Source organism: Achromobacter sp. GD03932 (assembly GCF_029839485.1).
GTDB lineage: Bacteria > Pseudomonadota > Gammaproteobacteria > Burkholderiales > Burkholderiaceae_B > Achromobacter > Achromobacter bronchisepticus_A.
In genome coordinates this window covers 1-22,086 of the sequence record NZ_JAOCAT010000042.1, presented here as the reverse complement: position 1 = coordinate 22,086, position 22,086 = coordinate 1, and the positions used below count along the sequence as shown (strand labels likewise).

General features: G+C 61.4%; 23 protein-coding genes. 4 read left to right on the top strand and 19 right to left on the bottom strand.

What is annotated here, in order from left to right:
- Positions 1 to 34: 34 nt before the first annotated feature.
- From N5C88_RS28325 to N5C88_RS28295, 7 genes are all read right to left on the bottom strand, one after another.
- A complete protein-coding gene (locus tag N5C88_RS28325) occupies positions 35 to 769 on the bottom strand; it encodes an amino acid ABC transporter ATP-binding protein (protein WP_118934270.1) in 735 nt (244 codons plus the stop codon).
- An 11-nt stretch (positions 770 to 780) separates the two neighbouring features.
- On the bottom strand, positions 781 to 1,470 hold the full coding sequence (locus tag N5C88_RS28320) for an amino acid ABC transporter permease (RefSeq protein WP_013394168.1): 690 nt from the start codon (positions 1,468 to 1,470) through the stop codon (positions 781 to 783).
- Positions 1,463 to 2,152: an amino acid ABC transporter permease gene (locus tag N5C88_RS28315; protein WP_118934268.1), complete on the bottom strand. Its 690-nt coding sequence runs from the start codon at positions 2,150 to 2,152 to the stop codon at positions 1,463 to 1,465. Before N5C88_RS28315 ends, N5C88_RS28320 begins: the two co-directional genes overlap by 8 nt.
- Before the next feature lie 120 nt (positions 2,153 to 2,272).
- On the bottom strand, positions 2,273 to 3,094 hold the full coding sequence (locus tag N5C88_RS28310; protein ID WP_165867950.1) for an ABC transporter substrate-binding protein: 822 nt from the start codon (positions 3,092 to 3,094) through the stop codon (positions 2,273 to 2,275).
- A 59-nt stretch (positions 3,095 to 3,153) separates the two neighbouring features.
- The gene (locus N5C88_RS28305; RefSeq protein ID WP_118934266.1) at positions 3,154 to 4,395 is read right to left on the bottom strand and encodes an aminotransferase class I/II-fold pyridoxal phosphate-dependent enzyme; all 1,242 of its coding nucleotides are present in this window, start codon (positions 4,393 to 4,395) and stop codon (positions 3,154 to 3,156) included.
- Entirely contained in the window at positions 4,392 to 5,072 is a 681-nt protein-coding gene (locus N5C88_RS28300; RefSeq protein WP_118934265.1) for an RraA family protein, read from the bottom strand. Before N5C88_RS28300 ends, N5C88_RS28305 begins: the two co-directional genes overlap by 4 nt.
- Before the next feature lie 624 nt (positions 5,073 to 5,696).
- Positions 5,697 to 6,485 carry a phytanoyl-CoA dioxygenase family protein gene (locus N5C88_RS28295; protein ID WP_280016678.1) on the bottom strand — a complete coding sequence of 263 codons (789 nt, stop codon included), beginning with the start codon at positions 6,483 to 6,485 and terminating at the stop codon, positions 5,697 to 5,699.
- A 61-nt stretch (positions 6,486 to 6,546) separates the two neighbouring features.
- Between N5C88_RS28295 and N5C88_RS28290 the strand changes: the two genes are divergently transcribed.
- Positions 6,547 to 6,837, top strand: coding sequence for a hypothetical protein (locus N5C88_RS28290; protein ID WP_059380392.1), 291 nt, complete (start codon positions 6,547 to 6,549; stop codon positions 6,835 to 6,837).
- A gap of 165 nt (positions 6,838 to 7,002) precedes the next feature.
- Here N5C88_RS28290 and cysS read toward each other — a convergent pair whose 3' ends face one another.
- The 4 genes from cysS to N5C88_RS28270 all read right to left on the bottom strand — a co-directional run bounded on the left by cysS (position 7,003) and on the right by N5C88_RS28270 (position 12,230).
- Positions 7,003 to 8,406: a cysteine--tRNA ligase gene (gene cysS / locus N5C88_RS28285; protein WP_280016677.1), complete on the bottom strand. Its 1,404-nt coding sequence runs from the start codon at positions 8,404 to 8,406 to the stop codon at positions 7,003 to 7,005.
- Positions 8,407 to 8,987: 581 nt separating this feature from the next.
- Positions 8,988 to 9,989, bottom strand: a complete 1,002-nt coding sequence (locus N5C88_RS28280) for a restriction endonuclease (RefSeq protein ID WP_280016676.1) — start codon at positions 9,987 to 9,989, stop codon at positions 8,988 to 8,990.
- 319 nt (positions 9,990 to 10,308) lie between these two features.
- On the bottom strand, positions 10,309 to 10,917 hold the full coding sequence (locus N5C88_RS28275; protein WP_280016675.1) for a hypothetical protein: 609 nt from the start codon (positions 10,915 to 10,917) through the stop codon (positions 10,309 to 10,311).
- A 110-nt stretch (positions 10,918 to 11,027) separates the two neighbouring features.
- Positions 11,028 to 12,230 carry a GGDEF domain-containing protein gene (locus N5C88_RS28270; RefSeq protein WP_280016674.1) on the bottom strand — a complete coding sequence of 401 codons (1,203 nt, stop codon included), beginning with the start codon at positions 12,228 to 12,230 and terminating at the stop codon, positions 11,028 to 11,030.
- 329 nt (positions 12,231 to 12,559) lie between these two features.
- Here N5C88_RS28270 and N5C88_RS28265 point away from each other — a divergent pair, with 329 nt between their 5' ends.
- Positions 12,560 to 13,627 (top strand): RNA methyltransferase, encoded by a 1,068-nt coding sequence (locus N5C88_RS28265; RefSeq protein ID WP_280016673.1) that lies wholly within the window; start codon positions 12,560 to 12,562, stop codon positions 13,625 to 13,627.
- A gap of 72 nt (positions 13,628 to 13,699) precedes the next feature.
- Here N5C88_RS28265 and N5C88_RS28260 read toward each other — a convergent pair whose 3' ends face one another.
- From N5C88_RS28260 to N5C88_RS28235, 6 genes are all read right to left on the bottom strand, one after another.
- Entirely contained in the window at positions 13,700 to 14,473 is a 774-nt protein-coding gene (locus tag N5C88_RS28260; protein WP_280016672.1) for a M15 family metallopeptidase, read from the bottom strand.
- A gap of 228 nt (positions 14,474 to 14,701) precedes the next feature.
- Entirely contained in the window at positions 14,702 to 15,085 is a 384-nt protein-coding gene (locus N5C88_RS28255; RefSeq protein WP_280016671.1) for a cytochrome c, read from the bottom strand.
- 179 nt (positions 15,086 to 15,264) lie between these two features.
- Positions 15,265 to 16,104, bottom strand: a complete 840-nt coding sequence (locus N5C88_RS28250) for a hypothetical protein (protein WP_059380397.1) — start codon at positions 16,102 to 16,104, stop codon at positions 15,265 to 15,267.
- A 66-nt stretch (positions 16,105 to 16,170) separates the two neighbouring features.
- Complete coding sequence (locus N5C88_RS28245; protein ID WP_059380398.1) at positions 16,171 to 16,782, bottom strand: LON peptidase substrate-binding domain-containing protein; 612 nt, start codon at positions 16,780 to 16,782, stop codon at positions 16,171 to 16,173.
- 9 nt (positions 16,783 to 16,791) lie between these two features.
- Positions 16,792 to 17,199 carry a carboxymuconolactone decarboxylase family protein gene (locus tag N5C88_RS28240; RefSeq protein ID WP_059380399.1) on the bottom strand — a complete coding sequence of 136 codons (408 nt, stop codon included), beginning with the start codon at positions 17,197 to 17,199 and terminating at the stop codon, positions 16,792 to 16,794.
- A 105-nt stretch (positions 17,200 to 17,304) separates the two neighbouring features.
- Positions 17,305 to 17,649 carry a GFA family protein gene (locus N5C88_RS28235; protein WP_118934253.1) on the bottom strand — a complete coding sequence of 115 codons (345 nt, stop codon included), beginning with the start codon at positions 17,647 to 17,649 and terminating at the stop codon, positions 17,305 to 17,307.
- 89 nt (positions 17,650 to 17,738) lie between these two features.
- Here N5C88_RS28235 and N5C88_RS28230 point away from each other — a divergent pair, with 89 nt between their 5' ends.
- Positions 17,739 to 18,167: a VOC family protein gene (locus N5C88_RS28230; RefSeq protein WP_059380401.1), complete on the top strand. Its 429-nt coding sequence runs from the start codon at positions 17,739 to 17,741 to the stop codon at positions 18,165 to 18,167.
- Between the two features lie 54 nt (positions 18,168 to 18,221).
- Positions 18,222 to 19,661 carry an MFS transporter gene (locus tag N5C88_RS28225; RefSeq protein ID WP_280016670.1) on the top strand — a complete coding sequence of 480 codons (1,440 nt, stop codon included), beginning with the start codon at positions 18,222 to 18,224 and terminating at the stop codon, positions 19,659 to 19,661.
- Between the two features lie 51 nt (positions 19,662 to 19,712).
- Here the strand turns inward: N5C88_RS28225 and N5C88_RS28220 are convergent, their stop codons facing one another.
- Both N5C88_RS28220 and N5C88_RS28215 read right to left on the bottom strand, forming a co-directional pair.
- Positions 19,713 to 20,903 (bottom strand): M20 aminoacylase family protein, encoded by a 1,191-nt coding sequence (locus tag N5C88_RS28220; protein WP_118934251.1) that lies wholly within the window; start codon positions 20,901 to 20,903, stop codon positions 19,713 to 19,715.
- A gap of 57 nt (positions 20,904 to 20,960) precedes the next feature.
- Entirely contained in the window at positions 20,961 to 22,028 is a 1,068-nt protein-coding gene (locus N5C88_RS28215; protein ID WP_280016669.1) for a tripartite tricarboxylate transporter substrate-binding protein, read from the bottom strand.
- Between the last annotated feature and the right edge of the window lie 58 nt (positions 22,029 to 22,086).

Sequence of the window (22,086 nt, the reverse complement as noted above, 5' to 3'; positions counted from 1 at the left end):
CCTTACCATCATGGCAACGCCCGCCGCCCCCGCCTCAGCCGCGCGGATGCAGGATGTCGGCCAGGAAGCGCTGCGCCCGCGGATGCGAGGGCGCGCTGAAGAAGCGCTCGGGCGTGTCCATCTCCAGGATCTCGCCCGCGTCCATGAAGACCACCCGGTCGCACACGTCGCGCGCAAAGCCCATTTCGTGGGTCACGCACACCATGGTCATGCCGTCCTTGGCCAGGCCCTTCATCACCTGCAGCACCTCGCCCACCATCTCCGGGTCAAGCGCGCTGGTCGGTTCGTCGAACAGCATCACTGGCGGCTGCAAGGCCAGCGCCCGGGCGATCGCCACGCGCTGCTGCTGGCCGCCCGACAGCGAACCCGGATAGGCGTCGATCTTGTGCTCCAGACCCACCCGCGCCAGCAGGCCGCGCGCCAATTCGACGGCCGCCTTGCGCGGCTGCTTGCGGATGCTGACCGGCGCAAAAATCACGTTTTCCAGCACGCTCATATGGGGAAACAGATTGAACTGCTGGAACACGAAACCGATCTGCTGGCGCAGCGCGTTCAGGTCCGAACCCTTGGCGTAGATGTCCTTGCCGTCGATCAGGATGCGCCCCTTCTCGATCGGCTCCAGCCGGTTGATGGTGCGGATCATGGTCGACTTGCCCGAGCCCGACGGGCCGCAGACCACCAGCACCTCGCCGCGCGCCACCGAAAGATCCACGTCCTTCAGCACATGATGCGCGCCGTACCACTTGTTCACTTTTTCAAGATTGATCATGTTTTGTTCCTTCAAGCCATGGCGCGCGAGCGGCGGATACGCAGGTCCAGCCAGCTCAGCCCGCGGCTCAGGCTGAAGCACACCAGGAAATAAATGATGGCCAGGATGCCGAAAACCTGCAGCGGCTTGGTCAGCACCAGGTTGTTGACCTGATTGGCCGCGAAGGTCAGCTCGTTGACGCTGATGACATAGCCCAGCGACGTCTCCTTGATGGTGGAGACGAACTGGCTGGTCATGCTGGGCAGCACGTTGAACAGCGCCTGCGGCAGCACTACCCGGCGCATCGTGGTCCAGTAGCCCACGCCCAACGAGCGCGAGGCCTCGATCTGGCCGCGCGGCACCGCCTCGATGCCTGAGCGGATCACTTCCGACAGATAGGCGCTTTCATAGACCACCAGCGCGAAGATCAGCGTCCAGAAGCCGCTGATCACCTGGCCGGTCAGCTTGGGCACCACGAAGTACGCCCAGAAGATCAGCATCAGCAGCGGCATGCCGCGCACCACGTTGACCAGCGCCTTGCTGGCCGTACGCAGCCAGCCGTAGGGGCTGACCCGGGCCAGCGCAATCAACAGCGCCAGCGGCAGCGACAGGGCCAGGCCGCAAGCGGCCAGGATCAGCGTCAGCGCCAGGCCGCCCAGCGGCCCGTTGGGATATTGGCCGACCAGCAGCGTGGGCCAGTATTGAGACAGTAGATCAAGCACCGTGGCCTCCCCGGTTCAGGCGATAGCGGTCATAGACGCGCGATCCAATCAGCATGATGAGGAACGATCCCAGCAGGTACATGATCGTGGCCGCGCCAAAGGTGGCAAAGGTGCGGTAGGTTTCGTTTTCGATCTCGCGCGCCTGGTAGGTCAGCTCCATCACGCCGATGGCCATGGCCACGCTGGTGTTTTTGAACAGCAGCAGCGCGCGCCCCACTAGCGGGGGAATCGAAATCCGCACCGCCTGCGGCACGATCACGAAACGCATGCATTGCAGATAGCTCGCACCCAGCGCGCGGGCAGCCTCGAACTGCGTAAAGGGAATGGCGCGCAAACCGCTGCGGATGTCCTCCGCGATATAAGCGGCCGACCCCAGCGCCAGCGCAATCGCCGCCAGCGACATCTCGGCGTTGTGCTGGTACAGCCACATGCGGAAACCTTCCGGCAGCAGCTCGGGCATGCCGAAGTACCAGAACAACACCTGCACCAGCAACGGCACGTTGCGGTGGTATTCCACATAGGCGTCGACCAGCCAGCGGCAAGGCGCCAGATTGGTCGCGCGCACCACCACCAGCGTCACCGCGATGGCAAAGGCCATGACCCAGGCAACCAGGAACAGCTGTACGGTCACCGCCATGCCGCTCAGCAGCAGCTGGTATTGGGAAGCGTCAAGTAGGCTCATAAAACAATCAATCTCCTGCTATCGCGAGGCTCAGGCCAAACGCCACGGGTTCCGGCCGCCCGCTGGATGCGGCGCCGGAACCCGTGACGTGGGACTCGCGGTGGTACTTCCGGACCCTGCTCAGCCCGCGATCGGGCCGATCTTGAAGCCGCGCTCCAGCTTGTACGGCGTCTCCGGACCAAACCACTTGTCGAACAGCTTGGCGGCCACGCCCGAGGCCTCGGCCTCGTCCAGCGCCTGGTTCACCGTTTCCAGGAAGCGCGGCTCCGTCTTGCGCACGCCCAGGCCCCAAGGCTCGTCGAACACCGACTTGGCGATCACGCTGACGGGCGCCGTGGGCGGACTTTGCAGCACCAGGCGCACCAACACCAATTCGGAAGCGAACTGCGCGTCCACCTTCTTCTGCTGCAGGGCCAGATAAGTGGCCGAGCTGTCGCCATAGCCAATCACCTGCGACTTATCCAGGATGCGCTTGATCTCGCGTTCCGAGCTGGAACCCTTGGTCGCGCCGATGCGGCGGCCGTTCAGCGATTCCACCGTCTCCAGGCCCGAATCCTTGCGCACCAGCAGCTTCTGCGGGCTCACGTAGTAGGCGTGGCTGAAAGCGATCTGCTGCGCGCGGTCGGGCGAAAAACCCAGGTTGGCCGCCAGGATGTCGACCCGACCTTCATTCAATTCCGGCACCCGCGCCGCCACCGACAGCAGCTTGTAGCTGATCTTCACGCCCAGCTTGTCCGCAACCAGCTTGCAGACATCCACGTCGTAGCCCACCAGCTGGCGCGTCGCCGCGTCCTGGAAGCTGAACGGCTGCGACGTGCCCAGCGTGCCGCAAATCAGCTCGCCGCGCGCCTTGATGTCATCCACCTGGTCGGCCTGGGCCGAGGCGCCCAGGACCAGCGTAGCCAGGCCCAGGCAGGCAGCGAAAAGAGTATGGCGTTTCATGCTTGATTCCCCTTGTGTGGTTGTGTGGTTGTGTGGTGTACGGAATGCCCGCCCTGCCCTCAGGCCAGCTTGGCGCAGGCTTCCCGGATGGCCGAGCAGCCCTGCTTGATATCGTCCAGCGACGCCGCGAACGACAGCCGGAACGTGCCCGGCGCGCCATAGGCATGGCCGTCGATCACGGCCACGCCGGCTTCGCGCAGCAGATAGTGCGTCAGGTCGGTATCGGTCGCGATCACGTCGCCCGCCGGCGTCTTCTTGCCCAACAGGCCCGAGCAGTCCGGGAACACGTAGAACGCGCCCTGCGGCACGACGATCTCCAGGCCCGGCGTACCCGCCAATTCCGCAATCGCCAGATCGCGGCGCTGGCGGAACACCTGGGCAAACTCGGCCACGCAATCCTGCGGACCCGACAAGGCCTCAAGCGCGGCCGCCTGACTCACCGACGACGCGCCCGACGTGCTCTGCGACTGCAGAATCGCCATCGCCTTGATCAACTCGTCAGGACCCGCGCCGTAACCGATGCGCCAGCCCGTCATGGCATAAGCCTTGGACACGCCATTGACCACCAGCGTGCGCGCCGCCAGCTCCGGCGCGACCTGCAGCGGATGCACCGTCGGCTCGTCCGTGAAATTCAGGCGGGCGTAGATATCGTCCGTCATCAGCCATACATGCGGATGGCGCTTCAGCACCTCGGCCAGGCCGCGCAGCTCGTCCGCAGTGTAGACCGAGCCGGTCGGATTGCTGGGCGCGTTCATCATCAGCCACTTGGTGCGCGGCGTAATCGCGCGCTCCAGCGCCTCGGGCGTGACCTTATAACCCGTCGCCGGCGTAGTCTCCACCGCCACCGGCACGCCGCCATTGACCAGCACCATGTCCGGGTACGACACCCAGAACGGCGCCGGGATCAGCACCTCGTCGCCATCATTCAGCGTCGCCGCCAGACCGTTGAAGATCACCTGCTTGGCGCCCGTGCTGACGATGATGCGCCCCGCTGGATAATCGACGCCCGTCGCTTCCAGCAAATGCTGGGCGGCGGCGCGGCGCAGCGGCACTGTGCCCTGGGCCGGCGGATACTTGGTTTCGCCGCGGTTCATGGCGGCGGTGGCTGCCAGGCGGATGTGCTCCGGTGTGGAGAAGTCCGGCTCGCCGATGGTCAGATCGATGATGCGACGGCCCTGTTCGCGCAGTTCGGCGATGATGGCGCGCGCAGCGACGCTGGGCGAAAGTTTGATGCGCTTGATGCGGTCAGCGACGATGCTGGTGGGCTGCGGGGTTTGGGTTTGGCTCGGGGTCTGGCTCATTTCGCGGCTCCCGTCTTCTCGGCCAAAGTCTTCTCCAGCCAGGGCTTGGTATAGGTGCCGGCGCGCAGCTTTTCCTTCGCCACCGCCTCGTCGGACTCCTTCTTCTGAGCCAAAGCCAGCACGGCCGCCGCATGCTCGGCGGGAATCACCACCACGCCATCCGCGTCACCCACCACCACGTCGCCCGGGTTGACCACCTGGCCACCCACCGATACCGGCACATTGATCTCGCCCGGACCATCCTTGTACGGTCCCTTGTGCGACACGGCCCGCGCATAGCAACCGAACTCGCCCTGCGCGAACACATCCAGATCGCGCACCGCGCCATCGATCACAAAACCTTCAATGCCGCGCGACTGCGCATCCATCATCATCAGCTCGCCCACCAGCGCATTGCTGGTATCGCCCGCGCCATCGACAACAATCACGTCGCCCGCGCCGCCCAGCGAAATCGCCTTGTGGATCATCAGGTTGTCGCCCGGCCGGGTCTTGACGGTCAGCGCCAGGCCCACCGTGCGCTGATTGCAGGCATGCAGCGGACGCAGCCCGCTGACGCCGTACAGGCGGTTCATGCAATCGCTGATCTGGGCCGAGCCGATGGCTGCGAAACCGGCCAGCACGTCAGCAGCGACGGCCGGGCCGGTACGGGGAAGAATGCGGTATCCGATGGGATTCATAAGTCTGGGGTAAATGCGTGGACAGCGTTAAGCGAACACGCATTACAAGGCCCCAGGGGGTGTTCCTCAAAACGATATAAATTCCCGGTTATGTAGGAATTTTATTCGTGGATGATGGTGGATAGGGTTATCCCTTATTCGCACTTCGGCGTTTGGTCGCCGCCGTTGGGACTGCGCACCTCCGCCAACACCACTGTCGGAAGGAGAAAGTGATGTCCGCGTCGGCCTCGGCATCAACTGCCCCGCTTGGTATTCCGGTGGCAAGTGGCTGCGATCGCGCGAACGCAATTCCGCCCACCCGGGCCAGGGGTCAGGTACGGTACCTTTTTTCTGGCGTGGGTCTGCCGGGAGGAGTGGCAAGGGCCCATCGGGCGTGTGCCAGAGGCATAGGCGTTTCCCAATGGTCCAGGTCACGGGCTGCACGGCACGCCATCGTCCCTGCCCGTCGCTTGCGATCATTGCGAAATCGCCGGATTTATTTAGCCACGCCGTCAACTCACCGACTTGGTCTTTGGTAATGCAAAAACCGAACGCGGGCATGAACATCGAAATTGTAGTCTGACACCAATTTTTCCCGGCACAAAAGACGAGCGGTTGACGCCGCAACTCCCAGCAGATCCCGCCCTATCTGCTCGTGCGCAGACCGAAACGCGTCGTGGCCATCATCCTGATACGGCTGGACGAATTGACGGATGGGGTGTGCAGCACGCGCATATCCATCAAGAAAACATCGCCAGCCCGTCCCGACATCTCGATGATCTTGACGTCGGACGTGCTGAGAACAGCTTCGAGATCCCCTGGCGATTTCAACGATCCACGAAGCCTCCCAGCCGCTACACCCGCCACGCGATGAGAACGGGCCAGCGCTAAAGTTGCGCCCCCGTGTTCAACAACGTCGTCGATCAGATAGAACACCTGGATGCCGGGGATCTCAGCGCCGGATTTCGCAGCCAGGTCAACGTGCCAGTTCAGGCTGCCCAGAGACCATGGTCCTTGATGAGGCAGCGACAGCAAGGGCTGCGTGCCCAGGCTGGATTGCGGGACTCTGCCGGTAAGGTCAGCGATTGCGCTGCGAATTTCCGCCGTGTTCAGCGTTTCATCCAGATCCGCAATCTTCACCATCGAGGATAGCTTTGCGATCTGCTGAAACGGCGACAAATTGTTCAGTGAACTGCCAAGACTTTTTCCGCCGGCCCAGACCTTGAGCCGCGATAGCTCTCGCAGAATGCGCTCCCGAAGCGGCGTCAGACAGCGCTTGGAATGTGCACCGCTCAATCGTAAGTACCCTTCGCCATGGAAGAAGTCGAGCTCTGATTGATTGAGAGTTCTGCCTGTCATGTTCGAGATTTTCGTGTAACGGCTTCTGTCTGGACGGTCATAAACGTCATTTCCAAACTCGGTTTCGGGAGCCATCGTGGCGACTGACACGGAGCAACGTAAAATGTCAGGTCTCCAGCCTCCACTTGCTTCCCTTATGAACCTTGAACGACTGCGCCGCGAATTTCCCGACTTCGACATAGCAACCCTGCCGCCCCTGCCCGAAGGGTATTTCGATACATCGAGCTACATCGACGCTGCTCCCTCATTCGAGAACGAGGAGCGCAGCTTGAAAGTCTATGTCGACTACGCCAACTACGCCGACCGCGAATCCGGCAGAAGCCAGCGCTTCTGCGTTTCGCGCTACGACGAAGAAGCTGGCGACTACGAAGACGTCGCCCTGTCGACGAACGATTGGGCCGAAGTCTTGCGCTTCCTGACCGCCTGAACGCCCTCGCCGGGGGTGATCGGTTTCCGCTCCGATCGTCGGATGATCGCCCCCGCAGCCGCTTGCGTTTCCGTGGCCTTTCTTGATTTCGGCGGCTGCGGTCGAACCTCGATGAGAATTGTAGTCTGACACCCATTTAAGTACGCGACGCCCATGCTGTCACCACTAGCTTGCGATATCGGTGAGGGGCGTGGCGATTTCAGTCAGGCGTTGCCCGTCGTTGCCATCCTCGACTCTCCAGCCTCGGGCGTTTAACACCTTCCGTATCTCATCGGCTCTTGCCCAGTTCTTTGCCTCTCGGGCTTGAGCGCGTTCACCGAGCAGCGCCCGGATACTTTCCGGAATGTCAGACGCTACTGGCCTCCAATCGCGTAGCCCGAGGCCCAGTACCAAATCAAAGCTGTCCACAGTCGCTTTCAAGGTGGCAGGCGGGAGCTCGCTCTTGACGAGTTCCCATAGCACGGCCAATGCCCTCGGCAGATTCAAGTCATCATTCAATTCGGCGTTGAAGCGCGCGGCGAAATCCGGATCGATGCGGCCACCGTCCGACCAGCCGGAATAGAGCTGCCGCAGCCGGTTCAACGCGGTCTGCGCTGCACCAAGAGACGCCCAACTGAAATGCAGCTTGCTCCGGTAGTGAGCTGTCATGCACAGGTAGCGGTAGGCAAGCGGATCTATGTTCCGACTGCGCAAGGTCTGCAAGCGCACAAAATCCCCGCTCGATTTCGACATCTTGCTGTCGGCATTGAGCGTCAGAAAATGTCCGTGTATCCAGAAGTTCGCAAGGCGAGTGCCGTAAGCTGCCTGTGTTTGTGCAATTTCGTTGCTGTGATGCACGGCGATATGGTCTTCTCCGCCACAGTGGATGTCGAACCAGATGCCGAGATGTTTCGCCGACATGGCCGAGCACTCAATATGCCAGCCCGGAAATCCACGCCCCCATGGGCTATCCCATTCCATCTGCCGCGCTACGCCCTCCGGGCTGAACTTCCATAGCGCAAAATCCGTGATGTTCCGCTTCGCGCCAAGTGCTACGCGCTTGCCCGCTTGCAGACCGGCACGGTCGAGCCGCGCCAGAAAGCCGTAGTCATCCTGCTTGCTTGTGTCGAAATAAAGACCGTCGTCGGTCCTATACACGTAGCCGGACCGGTCCAACTCGCCGATAAATGCGATCTGTTCGGCGATATGATCGGTCGCGCGGCACCATACCGTCGGCTCCAGCAAGTTGAGGGCATGCCAATCGGCAACGAAGGCCTCGGTGTAGCGCTGAGCAATAGCATAGGCGGACTCCCCGGTCCGCCTGCTACCTTTTTCCATCTTGTCTTCGCCTTCGTCGGCATCCGAAGTCAGATGACCGACGTCGGTGATATTAACGACATGACGGACCTCGTAGCCATTGCGTATGAGTACCCTGCGCAGAATGTCTTCAAACACATAAGTTCTTAGATTGCCAATATGCGCGTGGTCGTAGACGGTGGGTCCGCAGCAATACATGCCGACGTGGCCAGCGTGGATAGGCGTGAACGGGCGCACGGTACGCGACCAGGTGTCATACAACGCAAGTGGCATCAACTCTCTCCGTATCGAAGGGTGCAGGCAAAAAACAAAAAAGCCGCCGGTTTTGCAACGGGCGGCCAGAGGCGATTGATTCAACGTATAGCTAATTGCTAGGCGCAGTTCCCCCCGGGCACGTTCTGACAACATGCACGGACCAGCGAAAAGAGGGATTTGGAGCGATTAGTCATGTCTACGATCCTAGCGGCTTTTGGCTATGCAGGTCAATGCTGGCGAATGACCGGTTTCCGCGATGTCTTCCGAATGATCGTTCGTTGCCACGAACCGACGCTGGTGACGGGCCGCTTCCACCCCTTCCCTGCCATTCGATAACGGCGGGCCGCTTTTGTCTCGTCTTGCGCAGAAGCGGTAATGCGCGTCGCCGACCACGACCGAGCCAATTCGAAACGCGACGCCCCGCCATCCTCGATGAGCGGTTTCCGGCCGTACCTCCGCCCTCACATCGATGAGGGGGGTGAATCCACTTGGCGCGGAATATGTCTACCGTGCAACTAAGCAGATCCCGCTCCGCACTATTGGCGTCATCGCTGCTCTCGCGTCCGAATTGCAGAGAAGTTCGCCTCGCCGCACCGAATCTACGCCGGCATGTAAAAGTATCGCAGCGGCATCAGTTGCTTGGTTTTGGTATCAGCGGCCTGATAGTTGTCCGTCAGTGCTCGCGCAATTTCGTCCAAGCTCCAGAGCATGAGAGGAACCGCCGCCCGGTCAGCTTCATATAATGCATCCTTCGTAAACCCACCGGTGCTGACGTAAAGGCCTCGGTCGTCTTTATGCCTGCCGCCAAGGAAGCTTCGGAGTTGTGCACTTCCCATCTTCCCATCGCGATGCTTTACCTCCACCACGATACGCGGCTGTTGGAATCCGAATCCATCCGGGGAAGCGAGGATGTCCTTCCCCCTGTCAGGACCTGCAGGGGACACTTGGGTCTTGTAACCCATCGCCCGCAAGATCCCAGCAACGAGTTCTTGTATTTCGTCCCAATCGAGCCTGTTGATTTGGTCCTTGATGCGCTCAAATGCGATGACCTCAGTCTGTTGCAGAGGGTCGTTGACTTCAACCTCAACGAGTTCCTCTTTTGTCGGCTGAGGCATTTGGATCGCCCCTTTCGCGATTGCGAGTAGTTCATTCTGCGCCGACTCCGGCACCTTAAATATAGTGAGAACCGAGCCAAGACTGTTCTTACTGCTAGTAAGGAGCAAGTCGCGATCTACCTCTTTTTGCAACCAAGCCACCCGTCGCGCCAATGCCATGTTCAAATCTGTCCATTCAGGGTGGTACTCACACGGCCCTTTTACCTGCCCTACGAGATACGTCCGATTTTCGGTCGAATACGTTACCACCCAGTCATCGTTCTTAATTTCATGGATGAACCGATACACTTGCGACACGCCCGCGATGATAGTTCCCTCCTTGGTACCCGGTGAAACTAGTCGGTAAGCGTCGGCCAGCTGCTCCCGCGTTGCACCCTTGCTCGCTTCCTCAGCGATTCGGACCCAACCGATGGCGGCAACGGCCTTGTCGCGGAACTCTTCGTACAGCAGACCGCCTTTTGCTCGTACCATCCACATTGTGGTCATTAAATTCTCCTTTCTAACAGGGTTTCTGATTAAGTGCATCAAGAGAGAGATAATTTCTAACCCCCCGCCCGGTGCGCTGACCTCGAATCGAACGCGCGATACTGGCCGAGAGTACGAATGTGAATTCTGGCTAGACAGCCGCCACTCGAATATGCTGCCCACCGCCCAGACTTCTTATCAATTGAGAAAAGAGATTTCAGAATAAACTTTCGCAGTCTCTACGTATAAATAAAAGTATCGGACTGCAATTTCACTGTTCCTAGGTAGCAAAATGGTAGTCGGACACCTATTTTCCTTTAGGCCGACACTTTTTCTTCGGCTACTCAGCTTTTTTTTCTTGTCTTGGCTTTTGTATCGAGACAGGAATTTTATTTTTTGAAGCAATTGCTACCGCCACATCAACAGCCTTTTCCGCAATACCAAAAAACTTATTAATGTTCTCATCTTTGGATTTTTTGTGATAATCAGTAATTCGTCTTAACGGATCATTGATTGGAAAGCCGGCATAAAATATCTGCATCTCATATCCAGTTTCCACCGTGTAGCTAAAAAATCCATCATCGCTGATAACGATAGGAGTATAAATTAGTTGCCAACGGTTTCTCTCCTCATCAATGCCTGCCGCTCTCCCTTTGGAATGCTCCAGAGAAAAAAGAGCTTCATATCCTTCGGATTTCTTGTACTGGTTGATTGCCTCAGCAGAGCCAGCTTGATGACCATCCCTAAAGCGCAAATCAAGTAGCGCAGTCCATTCGGAGGAATCCTTATACTCAGACAATACGATTTTCGCATGCTCTGCTGATTTTCTCTCCATTAACGCATTCGCCTCGATTAAGTGCCGCCTTGAATTGAGCCAAGAGATAAGGTACCCAAGCGTCACGCCTACACCCCCTACCACAACCACCAAATTATTTAATTCCCACCCCATTCAATTCCCCTAATTTTGAAAATCAGAAACATTTTATCTGAACCGCTTGAAGACGACCCAGCCCCCAAACAAAATGACTAGTTCGTTTCAGTTCTATCTGCACTTTTATTTCACGCGATCGCTGATTCAGGACTTTTTACCGAACCACTGATAACGACATCAACTGATTCAATCCGATTACGTCCCGCTGCTTTTCCTCTGTACAGAGCGGCATCAGCCTCGCGAAGCGCATCCTCCAACTCATGCACACCATGAAACGGTGGTGAAACTCCAATGGTGACCGTGCAGCGCAGCACATCGTCGGAACCCGTCACTTTGATTGCCCGGTTCTCAACGCAGGCACGCAGACGTTCCGCCAAGTGGATTACACGGTCCCCATCAGCTTCCAGAAAAACAGCCACAAACTCTTCCCCGCCAATACGCCCCGTCAAGTCCCCGTTGCGAACCGTGGAACGAAGTATGTCCGCGACTTGGCATATCACTTCATCGCCAGCTTGATGCCCATAGGTGTCATTGATACGCTTGAAATGGTCGACGTCCAGCAGCAGCAATCGAGCCGCCCCGGCATTCCGAGAATTAAAAGACCGGGTCAGCGCCTCCTGAAGCCCCCTGCGATTGAGCAGGTCCGTCATGGGATCGCGCGCCGCCATATTGCGCAGACTATCCGTCAGCCGCCGCAGTACCAGCCAGACAATGGAAGGTGGGACTATGGTCGCCAGGGTCGACATGTAGATGTAGAAGATCATCTGAAATCGACTATCCATATGCAGCGCATCCAGGCCGCCATCTACGATTTTCAAGAACTTCAGCGCATTCAGAATGCAGATTCCGCCTATCAGGAACGCGAAGAAGAACATCTCCCCGTGCAGATCTTTCGCGAAAGTGCGAACGCCATAGATCACGGTTATGGTCATTGCAAAGAAGAGCACGCTCGCCATCGCCGCAAGCATTGCGTAACGCGCGGTGGGTCCTGCGCCCCATTGCACCAGGCATTGCGCAATGCCATAGACCACGGAAAAAATGATCAACGTGCGCCACAATCGGACCTGACGCCCAAAGAAGCGCATGGCGCCTAGCCAGTAGGCGATCGGGGCAGCCAGCGTGAGGGTGTGATTAACGACGCTCATCACACTCCAGGCGGGTCCGCCTTCAACCAGTTGCAGGATATAGGCCAACGCCAGCAGGAGATTGCCCGCGGCGAAAAAGTCCATTCCCATCCTGTTGCCGGGCAAGCGGCGGCTAATCAGCAAAAACATGCCCGAAAAGCACAATAGATGTGCACACAGCATGGCAACGAGAGTGGATGCAACCATAACCTTGACGTGGAGAAACGGAAATAATCCTGCGCTGGAGCCGCTAAATCATAGGCAGCGACATTAACCAGGGAAACCCGAGCCAGGTCAAGTGCAACGTGCGACTTGATCGAGCGCAAAATCAAACCCAAAGCGGCACGCGCACGTTGAAATGACGCGGATAAATCCTCAGGGTGTGATTCCCACGTGACGCAATCCGTGGAGGACTGCCACTTGCCGGTAGCAGACCAAACGGCAGTTACCGACCTTCGAAATCTCGGCAGTAGTCGGCAACGAGACCACCTACCCTACGACAGCTCGTTCCAGCGGCAGGGTAAAATGCGCCCCCCATGCGCTACTCCGACTTCGACCAACGCCTCGCCGCTCTCGGCGCCCTGCCCGTCCACCGTGGCCGCCTCGTGCGCGTCTGGCTGCAAGGGCAAGCGCTCGACACCGGCACGCGACGCCGGAGCGCCGAGCACTTTCTGCCTCTCGCGCTACGTGACGCCGTCCCGGCTTTGACGGCGGAGCTGGACGCCCTCGCCCGCGTCCGCTCCGAACACGCAGGCAACGACGGCTCGCGCTTGCTGGTCGAACTCGCCGACGGGCAGATGGTGGAAAGCGTGCTGTTGCCGCGCGACGGACTCTGCGTCTCCACCCAGGTCGGTTGCGCGGTCGGCTGCCGCTTCTGTATGACCGGCAAGAGCGGCCTGATCCGCCAGGTCACGAGCATGGAAATCCTGGCCCAGGTCGTGCTGGCGCGGCGTCAGCGCGTAGTGAAAAAAGTCGTCTTCATGGGCATGGGTGAACCGGCGCACAACCTCGACAACGTGCTCGAAGCCATCGACCTGCTCGGCACCGAGGGCAATATCGGCCACAAAAATCTCGTGTTCTCAACCGTGGGCGACCTGCGCGTGTTCGAGGCCCTGCCGCAACAACGCGTCAAGCCCGCGCTGGCGCTGTCGCTGCACACGACCAAGGCCGAACTGCGCGCACACCTGCTGCCGCGCGCGCCGAAAATTGCGCCGGAAGAACTGATCGAACTGGGCGAGAGATACGCTCGCGACACCGACTATCCGATCCAGTATCAGTGGACGCTGCTCAAGGGCATCAACGACGGCGACGACGAACTCGATGCGGTCGTGCGTCTGCTGAAAGGCAAATATGGGGTACTCAACGTCATCCCCTTCAATAGCCTTGAAGGGGATGACTACCAGCGCCCCGAAACCGAGCGCATCCACGAGATCGTCCGCTCCCTGCAAAGCCGTGGCGTGCTGACCAAGGTGAGAAATAGCGCTGGGCAGGATGTGGATGGGGGCTGTGGGCAGTTGCGGGCTCGGGCTCGGGCTCGGGCTGTAGGCGCGGAACAGGTGGTTGAGCTGCGACGCAAGCGCACTGCAAAGCTGGAAGCTACCTAGGACGGGACCGCCCGTAGTTTGAACCTTTCTCTGCTTACGGCTTCACGGGCAGTTCCAAAGAGATTCGCCCTGTCAGCCAGTCACAGATGGAATTTTGTAGGTCCCATTTTGAACCGCCTGCTGAGCGCGTATGGGATCGTGTTCCCAATGCCATGGCTCACCGCTGACAGTGCGAACGAACCCAAAGCGAGGCGCGTTTTGTTTTAGCCACTCATAGACCTCGTTGCCGTCCGCGCCCGCGACAGCGATATCGATGGCGATCCCGTTCTGGTGGTTCGAGTTGCCGGGCTTCGCAGCCAAATTGAATCCGGGAAGACGCTTAACATACCCATCCCACAGCATCTTCTGCTCCGGATAGGATCGGAACCCGCTATTGATGGTGAGGTTTACACCTGACGACTTCGCCTTCCCTACCATTTCCAGATATGGCGTAACGGTATCAATAGAAAGACGCTCAATCTCCATTGTCGAATCGACTATTTCGACGAGGTCGATCTGGCCAATGTAGGCGCCATGCGACCATGCGGCGTTAGGACCGAACTTTCCGCTTCCAGCCCCGGGTTTGAGCAGATCAAGGGTCTCATTGATAAACGAGCCTTCGAAGTTCTTTGTCGAGGTCCAGCCAAGTGGCTCGCCGTTTTCTCGGACGGCATGCGCAAACAGCGCGACCTTCTTTGCTCCCGTCTGCAAGCGCTGAATCGCGTCAACACGTATGACGATCCCTTGCGGTATTTTTTGAATCTCTCCATTGGCCGTTTCGAAAGCCATGAGATTGTCTTCTCGCCTCAGCCGCGCATCGGGATCCGAGATGGTGTAGCGGTTGCTGAGATAGCTACGTTCAAGCATAGCCCCTCCCTTTAGACGCTTGCCTAAAATCGGATCTAGGTTATTCGTGATCGCGTCGTAAGTAACTAGCCCGGAAGGAGCAATCCGATCCTGCCAAGCGATACGACGGCGTAGCGGTAGCCCCCATCCCGCTGCAATTCATCCAGTCCGTCGAATCTGATACGGACCGTCTTGTTCGCTTTGATCCGGATCGCGAAGTTGCCGCGCAGTCAGACGGCCAACGCGCCCTCATCGGCTTTTTGCAATCACATCGCTCATGTATTTGTTCAAATCGCGAAAATCCTGAACGGTCCAGGCGTGCGGTGCCAGCTTCACGCCGTTCTCCCTCAACGTTCTCGGAATCAGGTCTCCGTTCGGACGAAGGATTACCGATGAGACGATGACGCCCGGATAGTCATTGAGCCGCTTCTTGAACGCAGCAGTTGTGAGATCGGGCGTGGGAGGATTGCTTTTCTTGGCCAAAGGCCCCGTACCCTTGATATCTGCGCCGTGGCACATCGCGCATCTCTGCGTGTAGAGATTCTTCCCGTTGATGCTTTGTGCGAAGGATGGCGATGGTTGACTCAACACCAACGCTCCCAGCGTAGCGATGAGCATTTCTCGTGCTTTCATTTGGCCTTGTCGTATCACGCAAATTGGCGGGTGCCGAGTATAGACCCGCAAGCGTGAAATCGCCGCTCTTGGCGGAAAGCAGAAATTTCGCAAGGTTGGAGCAAGTCCATCAACGGCTTACATCGCCAGGTTGCCAGACCACACGAAGCAACGCTCGCCCTTGGCAATTGCTCCTGCCTTCAATCATCCCCTCCCCCTGACGCATTCCTAGCCTCGGCCAGCGCCACCGTCAAATGCATCACCTTCTTCTTCAACTGATCCCTTTCATCCGTCAGCCGAGTCAGCAACTCCCGTAACCGCGCCACCTCCGCCGGCAAATCCGCAATATTCTCAATAGGAATATCCGGCACAGCCTCCCGCGGCGGCGGCGCCTTGGCCTGGCGGACTTCCCGGGCAGCCTGCTGCAATTCCTTCCTGCCGCCGGCCACAGCCGCAGCCTGCCGCTCCGGCGGCAACGTCGCCACCGCCGCCGCAGCATTGATGGAGATAGCCCCATCCTTGACAGCCCGCACCAATTCCGGCGCCGCAGCCTTCTGTATCTTCTCGATCTGCCCCAAGGTATTGCTGCTGATACGCGCAGCCCGAGCCAGGGCCTGCCGGCTCAGCGCCTGCGACACGACTGCGGCAGGCAATGGCGGCGGTTCGCCGGAGTCTTCATCCCAGGGTGGATCGTCAGGCGCGGGCGCCGAGGCGGTGCGCGCCTGCAGGATTTCCTTCTTGCGCAACGCCAGCACCCCACGCTGGAAATCCGACACGCTGCGCCGGCCCAGGTGGTTTTCGATCATCCAGAGGTGCACGTCCTCGATGGATTTGAACGAGGTGTTCTGGCGGGTCTCGAAGGGGATGCCGTGCTTCATGCAAAGGGCATGGCGATTGTGGCCGTCGACCAGCAGGTCGCCCCATAGCACCAGGGCGTCGCGACAGCCTTCGGCGAGCAGGCTGCGTTCCAGCGCTTCGCGCTCGTCGTCGGTCAAGGGGTCTATGTAGGCGCGCAGGCCCTCGTCTATCCTGATTTCCATGGTGTCCAAATACGGTTACGCCCAGGTCCGGTACGCCATAGCAATACGCGGCCCCTGGCATCTGTCCTAAGCCAGCCCCTGCCCCCGCAGCACGTCCTGAATCGCCGCCAGGCGCGCCACCGGATCGGTCATGGCGAGCAAGGCGGCTTTGTCGTCGGGCGGCAGCGGCAGCAGTTCGCACCAGCGGTCGGCGACCCAGCCGCTGTCATCCAGCCGGAACGGCGGGCCCAGGGGCATTCTTTCGGGGGACACGCCATCTTGCTGCCATTGGGCCACCAGGCGTCCCAGCGCGTCGGCGCTGGGCTGCATGGCGGCCGGCACGGGCGCGGGCGGGTCGTCGGGGATGGGCTCGGCCTGGCCCATCCAAAGGCCGTATTTTGCCACCTCGCTGGAAAGCAGCCGGAAGCGGCTGGTGCCGACGCAGCGCAGCTCCAGCAGGGCCGGCATGGGCGCGTCCCAGTCTGCGATGCGCGCCATGGTGCCGACGGGGGCCAGGGTCTCCACGCCTTCGGGGGTGCGGACCTCCTGGCCCGACAACAGGCCGACCACGCCGAATTCGCTGCCGTCCGCGATGCAGCGGCGGATCATGTCCAGGTAGCGCACCTCGAAGATGCGCAGGTGCAGCACGCCTGCGGGGAACAGCGCGTTGGATAGCGGAAACAGCGGGATCAGAGACATGGCGGCCTCCTATTTCACGATGAATGCCTCGTCGACGGGTACCTGCATGGCGGTGACCATGGCGTTGGTTTGCGCGGCCATGCCGATCACGCCCAGCAGTTCGGCATGCTGGCCGTCGGTCATGCCTTTGGCGCGGGCGGCGGCGGTGTGGGAATGGATGCAGTAGGAGCAGCCATTGGCGGTGGACACGGCGATGTAGATCATTTCGCGCACCAGCGGCGAGAGTTCGCCGTCGGCCATCATGACCTGCTTGAGTTGGCCCCAGACCCGTTCCAGCTGCGGCGGATCGTTGGCCAGGGCGCGCCAGAAGTTGTTGACGAAGTCCGACTTGCGCGTGGCGCGGATGTCTTGGAACACGGCCCAGGCTTGCGGGTTTTGGCGGACTTCCTCGTCGGACAGCAGTTTTACGGTGCTCATGCGGCGCTTCCCTGAAACTAGTTCAAATCGATGAAAAGACATGTCACGCACTCGCCATATCGCGCGGCGCGGCCTTGCCCTATGATGTAGCGCGGTCCGCGGCGCTCAGACGCTGCGGCCGTCGTACGGGATGCGGGGCCAGGCGTTCAGATCCACGTTTTCCAGGCAGCGCACGTTCACCGCTGCTGTCTCTTCGCCCTTGGCGCCCACGCCGAAACCGAATGGCGCGCAGCCGCAATTGGCGCAGAAGTGGTGTGAAATCACGTGCTTGTTGAACCGGTAGGTCGACATGCCGCTGGCGGGCGTGGCAAGGCGCACGCTGGCGCGGGGCACGAACCACAGCAGATAGCCTTTGCGGCTGCAGTGCGAGCAATTGCATTCCAGTACCTGGGACGGTGCGCCATCGACTTCGAACGCGATCTGTCCGCAATGGCAGCTTCCTTTCAGCATGGCCGGGCTCCTTTTTACGTGGGGTCAGGCTTCCATCATAGAGCGGCGCCGCCCTCCTGGCACTGTCCGCCCGTCACCCTGGAGACATCATGCCCCAACTATCCGCCTACCTCAGCTTTGACGGCAATTGCGCCGAGGCCATGCACTTCTACGAGCGCGTGCTGGGCGGACGGATGGAGGCCATGATCCGCTATGCTGACGCCCCGCCCGACGCCGCCATGCCGGTCTTGTCGGACGAGGACGCGGGCCGTATCATGCACGCCCGCCTGGGCCTGGACGAGCAGACCCTGATGGGCAGCGACGCCACCGCCGGGCATCCCTATCCCGGCAAGCAGGGCGTGGCGCTGTCCCTGGCCTATCCCACGGTCTCGGACGCGCAACGCGTCTTCGACCTGCTGGCCGAAGGCGGCAGCATCACCATGCCCTTGCAGAAGACTTTCTGGGTAGAGGCTTATGGCGCGCTGATAGACCGCTATGGCACGCGCTGGATGGTCAGCGGCGGGCGCGTTTCGCACTAAGAACCTGGAACAAGGCGGCGCACCCGACTGCCGCCATTCACGGAGCAAGACTCGATGACGCACGGAATACATGGCAAGCAACGCTGGTGGGCGCTGATGGTGCTTTGCCTGGGCGTGTTGATGATCGTGCTGGACACCACCATCGTGAACGTCGCCCTGCCCTCCATCCGCGAAGACCTGCATTTCACCGAGACCTCGCTGGTCTGGGTGGTGAATGCCTACATGCTGACCTTCGGCGGTTTCCTGCTGCTGGGCGGCAGGCTGGGCGACTTGTTCGGCCACCGCCGCATGTTCCTGGCGGGCCTGGTGGTCTTCACGGTGGCGTCGCTGGCCTGCGGGCTGGCCCAGGGCCAGACCCTGCTGATCGCCGCGCGCGCCGCGCAGGGCCTGGGCGGCGCGGTGGTGTCGGCGGTGTCGCTGTCGCTCATCATGAACCTATTCACCGAAACCGGCGAACGGGCGCGCGCCATGGGCGTGTATGGCTTTGTCTGCGCGGGCGGCGGCAGCATCGGCGTGCTGTTGGGCGGGCTGCTGACCAGCGCGCTGTCCTGGCACTGGATCTTCCTGGTCAACCTGCCCATCGGGGTGGTGGTCTATGCGCTGTGCCTGCGGCTGATTCCGGCAGCGCCGCCTGCCGCCGCGGGCGCCCGGCTGGACGTGGCCGGTGCGCTGAGCGTCACCGCCTCGCTGATGCTGGCCGTGTATGCGGTGGTCAATGGCAACGAGGCCGGCTGGACGTCGACGCAATCGCTGACCCTGCTGGGCGCGGCGGCCGCGCTGATGGTGCTGTTCCTGACCATCGAGGCGCGCGTCGAATCGCCGCTGATGCCGCTGGGGCTGTTCCGCCTGCGCAATGTGGCCACGGCCAACATCGTTGGCGTGCTATGGGCCGCGGCGATGTTTGCGTGGTTTTTCGTGTCGGCGCTGTACATGCAGCTGGTGCTGGGCTACAGCCCCATGGAAGTCGGCTTGGCCTTCTTGCCGGCCAACCTCATCATGGCGGCGTTCTCGCTGGGACTGTCGGCCAAGCTGGTGATGCGCTTTGGCATCCGCGCGCCGCTGGCCATAGGCCTGTTCATTGCCGCGCTGGGGCTGGCGTTGTTCGCGCGCGCGCCGGCGGACGGCAGCTTTGCTGTCGACGTTCTGCCCGCCATGCTGTTGCTGGGACTGGGCGCGGGCGTGGCCTTCAACCCGATGCTGCTGGCCGCGATGAGCGATGTGGAACCCAGCCAGTCCGGCCTGGCCTCGGGCGTAGTGAACACGGCTTTCATGATGGGCGGCGCCCTGGGGCTGGCGGTGCTGGCCAGCCTGGCCGCAGCGCGCAGCGCCGGGTTGGCGGCGGCTGGCGCGGCGCCGACCCTGGCGCTGAATGGCGGCTATCAGCTGACCTTCCTGGCGGGCGCCCTGATCGCGGGGCTGGCCGCTGCGCTCAGCGCGCTACTGGTGCGCACACGCAACCACGAACTATCGGTCCAGGCCGATTCCGGCAACTGAAGCCGATGGCCGCATGGCCCCGGCGCGACCGCCGCCGGGGCTGTAGCGCCGCTACTTGCGCGGCATCCAGTTCTCAGCCAGCTTCACGAAGGCGCTCGCGCCGATCGGCAGCAGCGCGTCGTTGAAGTCGTAGCTGGTGTTGTGGACCAGGCACGGGCCTTCGCCATGGCCGGGTTCGCGGTGGTCGCCTTCGCCGTTGCCGATGAAGCAATAGCTGCCCGGCACCTCTTCCAGCATGAAAGAGAAGTCCTCGGCCGCCATGATGGGCGCCTGCACCAGCACGCGCTCCTGCCCCACCACCTGCGTCAGCGCGTTGCGCATGAAGGCGGTCTCGGCCTCGTGGTTGATGGTCGAGGGATAGTGCCGCGTGAAGACGAATTCGCATTGCGCGCCGAACATGCCGGCCACGTGCTCGGCGATCTCGCCCATGCGGCGCTCGATCAGGTCCAGGGTTTCGCGGGTGTAGGCGCGCACGGTGCCGCGCAGCTCGCAGGTGTCGGGGATGACGTTGACCACGCCGCCCGCCTGCACCGTGGTCACGGAGATGACTGCCGTCTCCAGCGGTTTCTTGTTGCGGCTGATGATGGTCTGGAAGGCCTCGATCATCTGCGCCGCTGCAGGGATGGGATCGATGGACAGGTGCGGCATGGCCGCGTGGCCGCCCTTGCCGCGCACGGTCACATGGAATTCGCTGTTGGACGCCAGCACCGGCCCCGCGGACGAGGCGAAGCAGCCCACGGGAATACCCGGCATGTTGTGCATGCCGAAGACCGCTTCCATGGGGAATTTCTCGAACAAGCCGTCGCGCATCATCTCGCGCGCGCCGCCGCCGCGCTCTTCGGCGGGCTGGAAGATCAGGTAGACGGTGCCGTCGAAGTTGCGATGGTGCGCCAGGTGCTGGGCCGCGCCCAGCAGCATGGCGGTATGGCCATCGTGGCCGCAGGCGTGCATCACGCCAGGATGCTTGCTGGCGTGGCTGAACTGGTTGACCTCGTGCATGGGCAGCGCGTCCATGTCGGCGCGCAGTCCCAGCGTGCGCCCGGAGTCGCCGTTGCGGATCACACCCACCAAGCCGGTCTTGCCGAAGCCGCGATGCACCGGGATGCCCCAGCTTTCCAGCAGCTGCGCCACCAGGTCGGAGGTGCGGTTCTCTTCGAACGCCAGTTCCGGATGCGCATGGATGTCCCTGCGGATGTCGCGGATGGACGGGGAGTTTTCAACAATCTCTTCGATCAGGTTCATAAGCTGCTGCGGGCCCCGCAAGCGGAGCCCCGAATACCAGGGTTGGAAGTAGGAGGTTCAATCGGGCTTGATGCCCAGCTTGCGCAGCACGGGACCGGAAGTGTCCCGCTCGGCCGCAACGCGCTGGGCGAAGGCCGCCGCCGCCAGATGGTACGGCAAGGAGCCGTGGCTGGCGTACATCTGCTTGAGCGCGCCGTCCTGCTGCGCGCGGCCGATTTCTTCGTTGAGCCGCTGCACGATGGCGTCCGGCGTGCCGGCGCGCGCAGCCACGCCCAGCCACACCGCGCCTTCGAAGCCGCGGAAGTTGCTGGCGGCCAGCGTGGGCGTCTTGCCGAAGGCGGCGTCGGGCACGGTCTCGCTCATCGCCAGCGCGCGCAAGCGGCCGTCCTTGACCATGGGCTCGACCAGCGCGGTGCCGGCGAAATAGATTTCGGTATCGCCCGCCAGCACCGAATTCAGCGCGGCGGTGCCGGTCTTGAACGGGACGTGCAGGATGTCGACGCCGGCCTGTTCACGCAGCATCTCGAACAGCACGTGGGGCGGGCTGCCGTTGCCCGAGGACGCGTAGTTCAGGCGGCCGGGCTTCTGGCGCGCCAGCGCCAGCAGCTGGTCCAGGGACTGGGCTTGCAGCTTGTCGTTGACCGTCAGCGCCATGGGAATGACCGCCAGCGGACTGACGGGCTGCAGGTCGCGCGCCGGATCGTAGGTCAGGACCGGGAAGATGTAGGGATTCCACACCAGGTGGGCATTGGTGACCAGGGCCAGCGTGTGGCCGTCGGCCGGCGCGGATTTGAGCTGCTGCATTGCCAGCATGCCGCCAGCGCCCGGCTTGTTTTCGACCACGACGGGCTGGCCCAGGGAGCGGTGCAGGCGTTCGGCCAAGGGCCGCGCGAACAGGTCCGGCAGGCTTCCTGGGCCGCCATTGACCAGCAGCGTCACCGGCCGCGCCGGCCAGGTTTCCGCGCTGGCCGCAGGACTCGCGGCCAGTGCGGCCAGTGCGGCCACCGCCGCCACGCAAGCCGCGACATGACGCAGAACCGGACGCAACAAGGGCCGTCGGGCGGGCATTTCGGGCAGGTTGCCGGTGCGCGGACCGGTACGCCGGACGTCGTGTAGCCGTATCACTGTGCTTGTCTCCTGGGTGCGCCAGCCGCCGGCTCGGTGCCGGTCGTGGTCTCGACGC

What these genes read in the sequence shown, in the direction of transcription:
- N5C88_RS28325 (WP_118934270.1), bottom strand. Translation starts at nt 769, where the DNA reads ATGATCAATCTTGAAAAAGTGAACAAGTGGTACGGCGCGCATCATGTG.
- N5C88_RS28315 (WP_118934268.1), bottom strand. Translation starts at nt 2,152, where the DNA reads ATGAGCCTACTTGACGCTTCCCAATACCAGCTGCTGCTGAGCGGCATG.
- N5C88_RS28310 (WP_165867950.1), bottom strand. Translation starts at nt 3,094, where the DNA reads ATGAAACGCCATACTCTTTTCGCTGCCTGCCTGGGCCTGGCTACGCTG.
- N5C88_RS28305 (WP_118934266.1), bottom strand. Translation starts at nt 4,395, where the DNA reads ATGAGCCAGACCCCGAGCCAAACCCAAACCCCGCAGCCCACCAGCATC.
- N5C88_RS28300 (WP_118934265.1), bottom strand. Translation starts at nt 5,072, where the DNA reads ATGAATCCCATCGGATACCGCATTCTTCCCCGTACCGGCCCGGCCGTC.
- N5C88_RS28295 (WP_280016678.1), bottom strand. Translation starts at nt 6,485, where the DNA reads ATGGCTCCCGAAACCGAGTTTGGAAATGACGTTTATGACCGTCCAGAC.
- N5C88_RS28290 (WP_059380392.1), top strand. Translation starts at nt 6,547, where the DNA reads ATGAACCTTGAACGACTGCGCCGCGAATTTCCCGACTTCGACATAGCA.
- cysS (WP_280016677.1), bottom strand. Translation starts at nt 8,406, where the DNA reads ATGCCACTTGCGTTGTATGACACCTGGTCGCGTACCGTGCGCCCGTTC.
- N5C88_RS28280 (WP_280016676.1), bottom strand. Translation starts at nt 9,989, where the DNA reads ATGACCACAATGTGGATGGTACGAGCAAAAGGCGGTCTGCTGTACGAA.
- N5C88_RS28275 (WP_280016675.1), bottom strand. Translation starts at nt 10,917, where the DNA reads ATGGGGTGGGAATTAAATAATTTGGTGGTTGTGGTAGGGGGTGTAGGC.
- N5C88_RS28270 (WP_280016674.1), bottom strand. Translation starts at nt 12,230, where the DNA reads ATGGTTGCATCCACTCTCGTTGCCATGCTGTGTGCACATCTATTGTGC.
- N5C88_RS28265 (WP_280016673.1), top strand. Translation starts at nt 12,560, where the DNA reads ATGCGCTACTCCGACTTCGACCAACGCCTCGCCGCTCTCGGCGCCCTG.
- N5C88_RS28260 (WP_280016672.1), bottom strand. Translation starts at nt 14,473, where the DNA reads ATGCTTGAACGTAGCTATCTCAGCAACCGCTACACCATCTCGGATCCC.
- N5C88_RS28255 (WP_280016671.1), bottom strand. Translation starts at nt 15,085, where the DNA reads ATGAAAGCACGAGAAATGCTCATCGCTACGCTGGGAGCGTTGGTGTTG.
- N5C88_RS28250 (WP_059380397.1), bottom strand. Translation starts at nt 16,104, where the DNA reads ATGGAAATCAGGATAGACGAGGGCCTGCGCGCCTACATAGACCCCTTG.
- N5C88_RS28245 (WP_059380398.1), bottom strand. Translation starts at nt 16,782, where the DNA reads ATGTCTCTGATCCCGCTGTTTCCGCTATCCAACGCGCTGTTCCCCGCA.
- N5C88_RS28240 (WP_059380399.1), bottom strand. Translation starts at nt 17,199, where the DNA reads ATGAGCACCGTAAAACTGCTGTCCGACGAGGAAGTCCGCCAAAACCCG.
- N5C88_RS28235 (WP_118934253.1), bottom strand. Translation starts at nt 17,649, where the DNA reads ATGCTGAAAGGAAGCTGCCATTGCGGACAGATCGCGTTCGAAGTCGAT.
- N5C88_RS28230 (WP_059380401.1), top strand. Translation starts at nt 17,739, where the DNA reads ATGCCCCAACTATCCGCCTACCTCAGCTTTGACGGCAATTGCGCCGAG.
- N5C88_RS28225 (WP_280016670.1), top strand. Translation starts at nt 18,222, where the DNA reads ATGACGCACGGAATACATGGCAAGCAACGCTGGTGGGCGCTGATGGTG.
- N5C88_RS28220 (WP_118934251.1), bottom strand. Translation starts at nt 20,903, where the DNA reads ATGAACCTGATCGAAGAGATTGTTGAAAACTCCCCGTCCATCCGCGAC.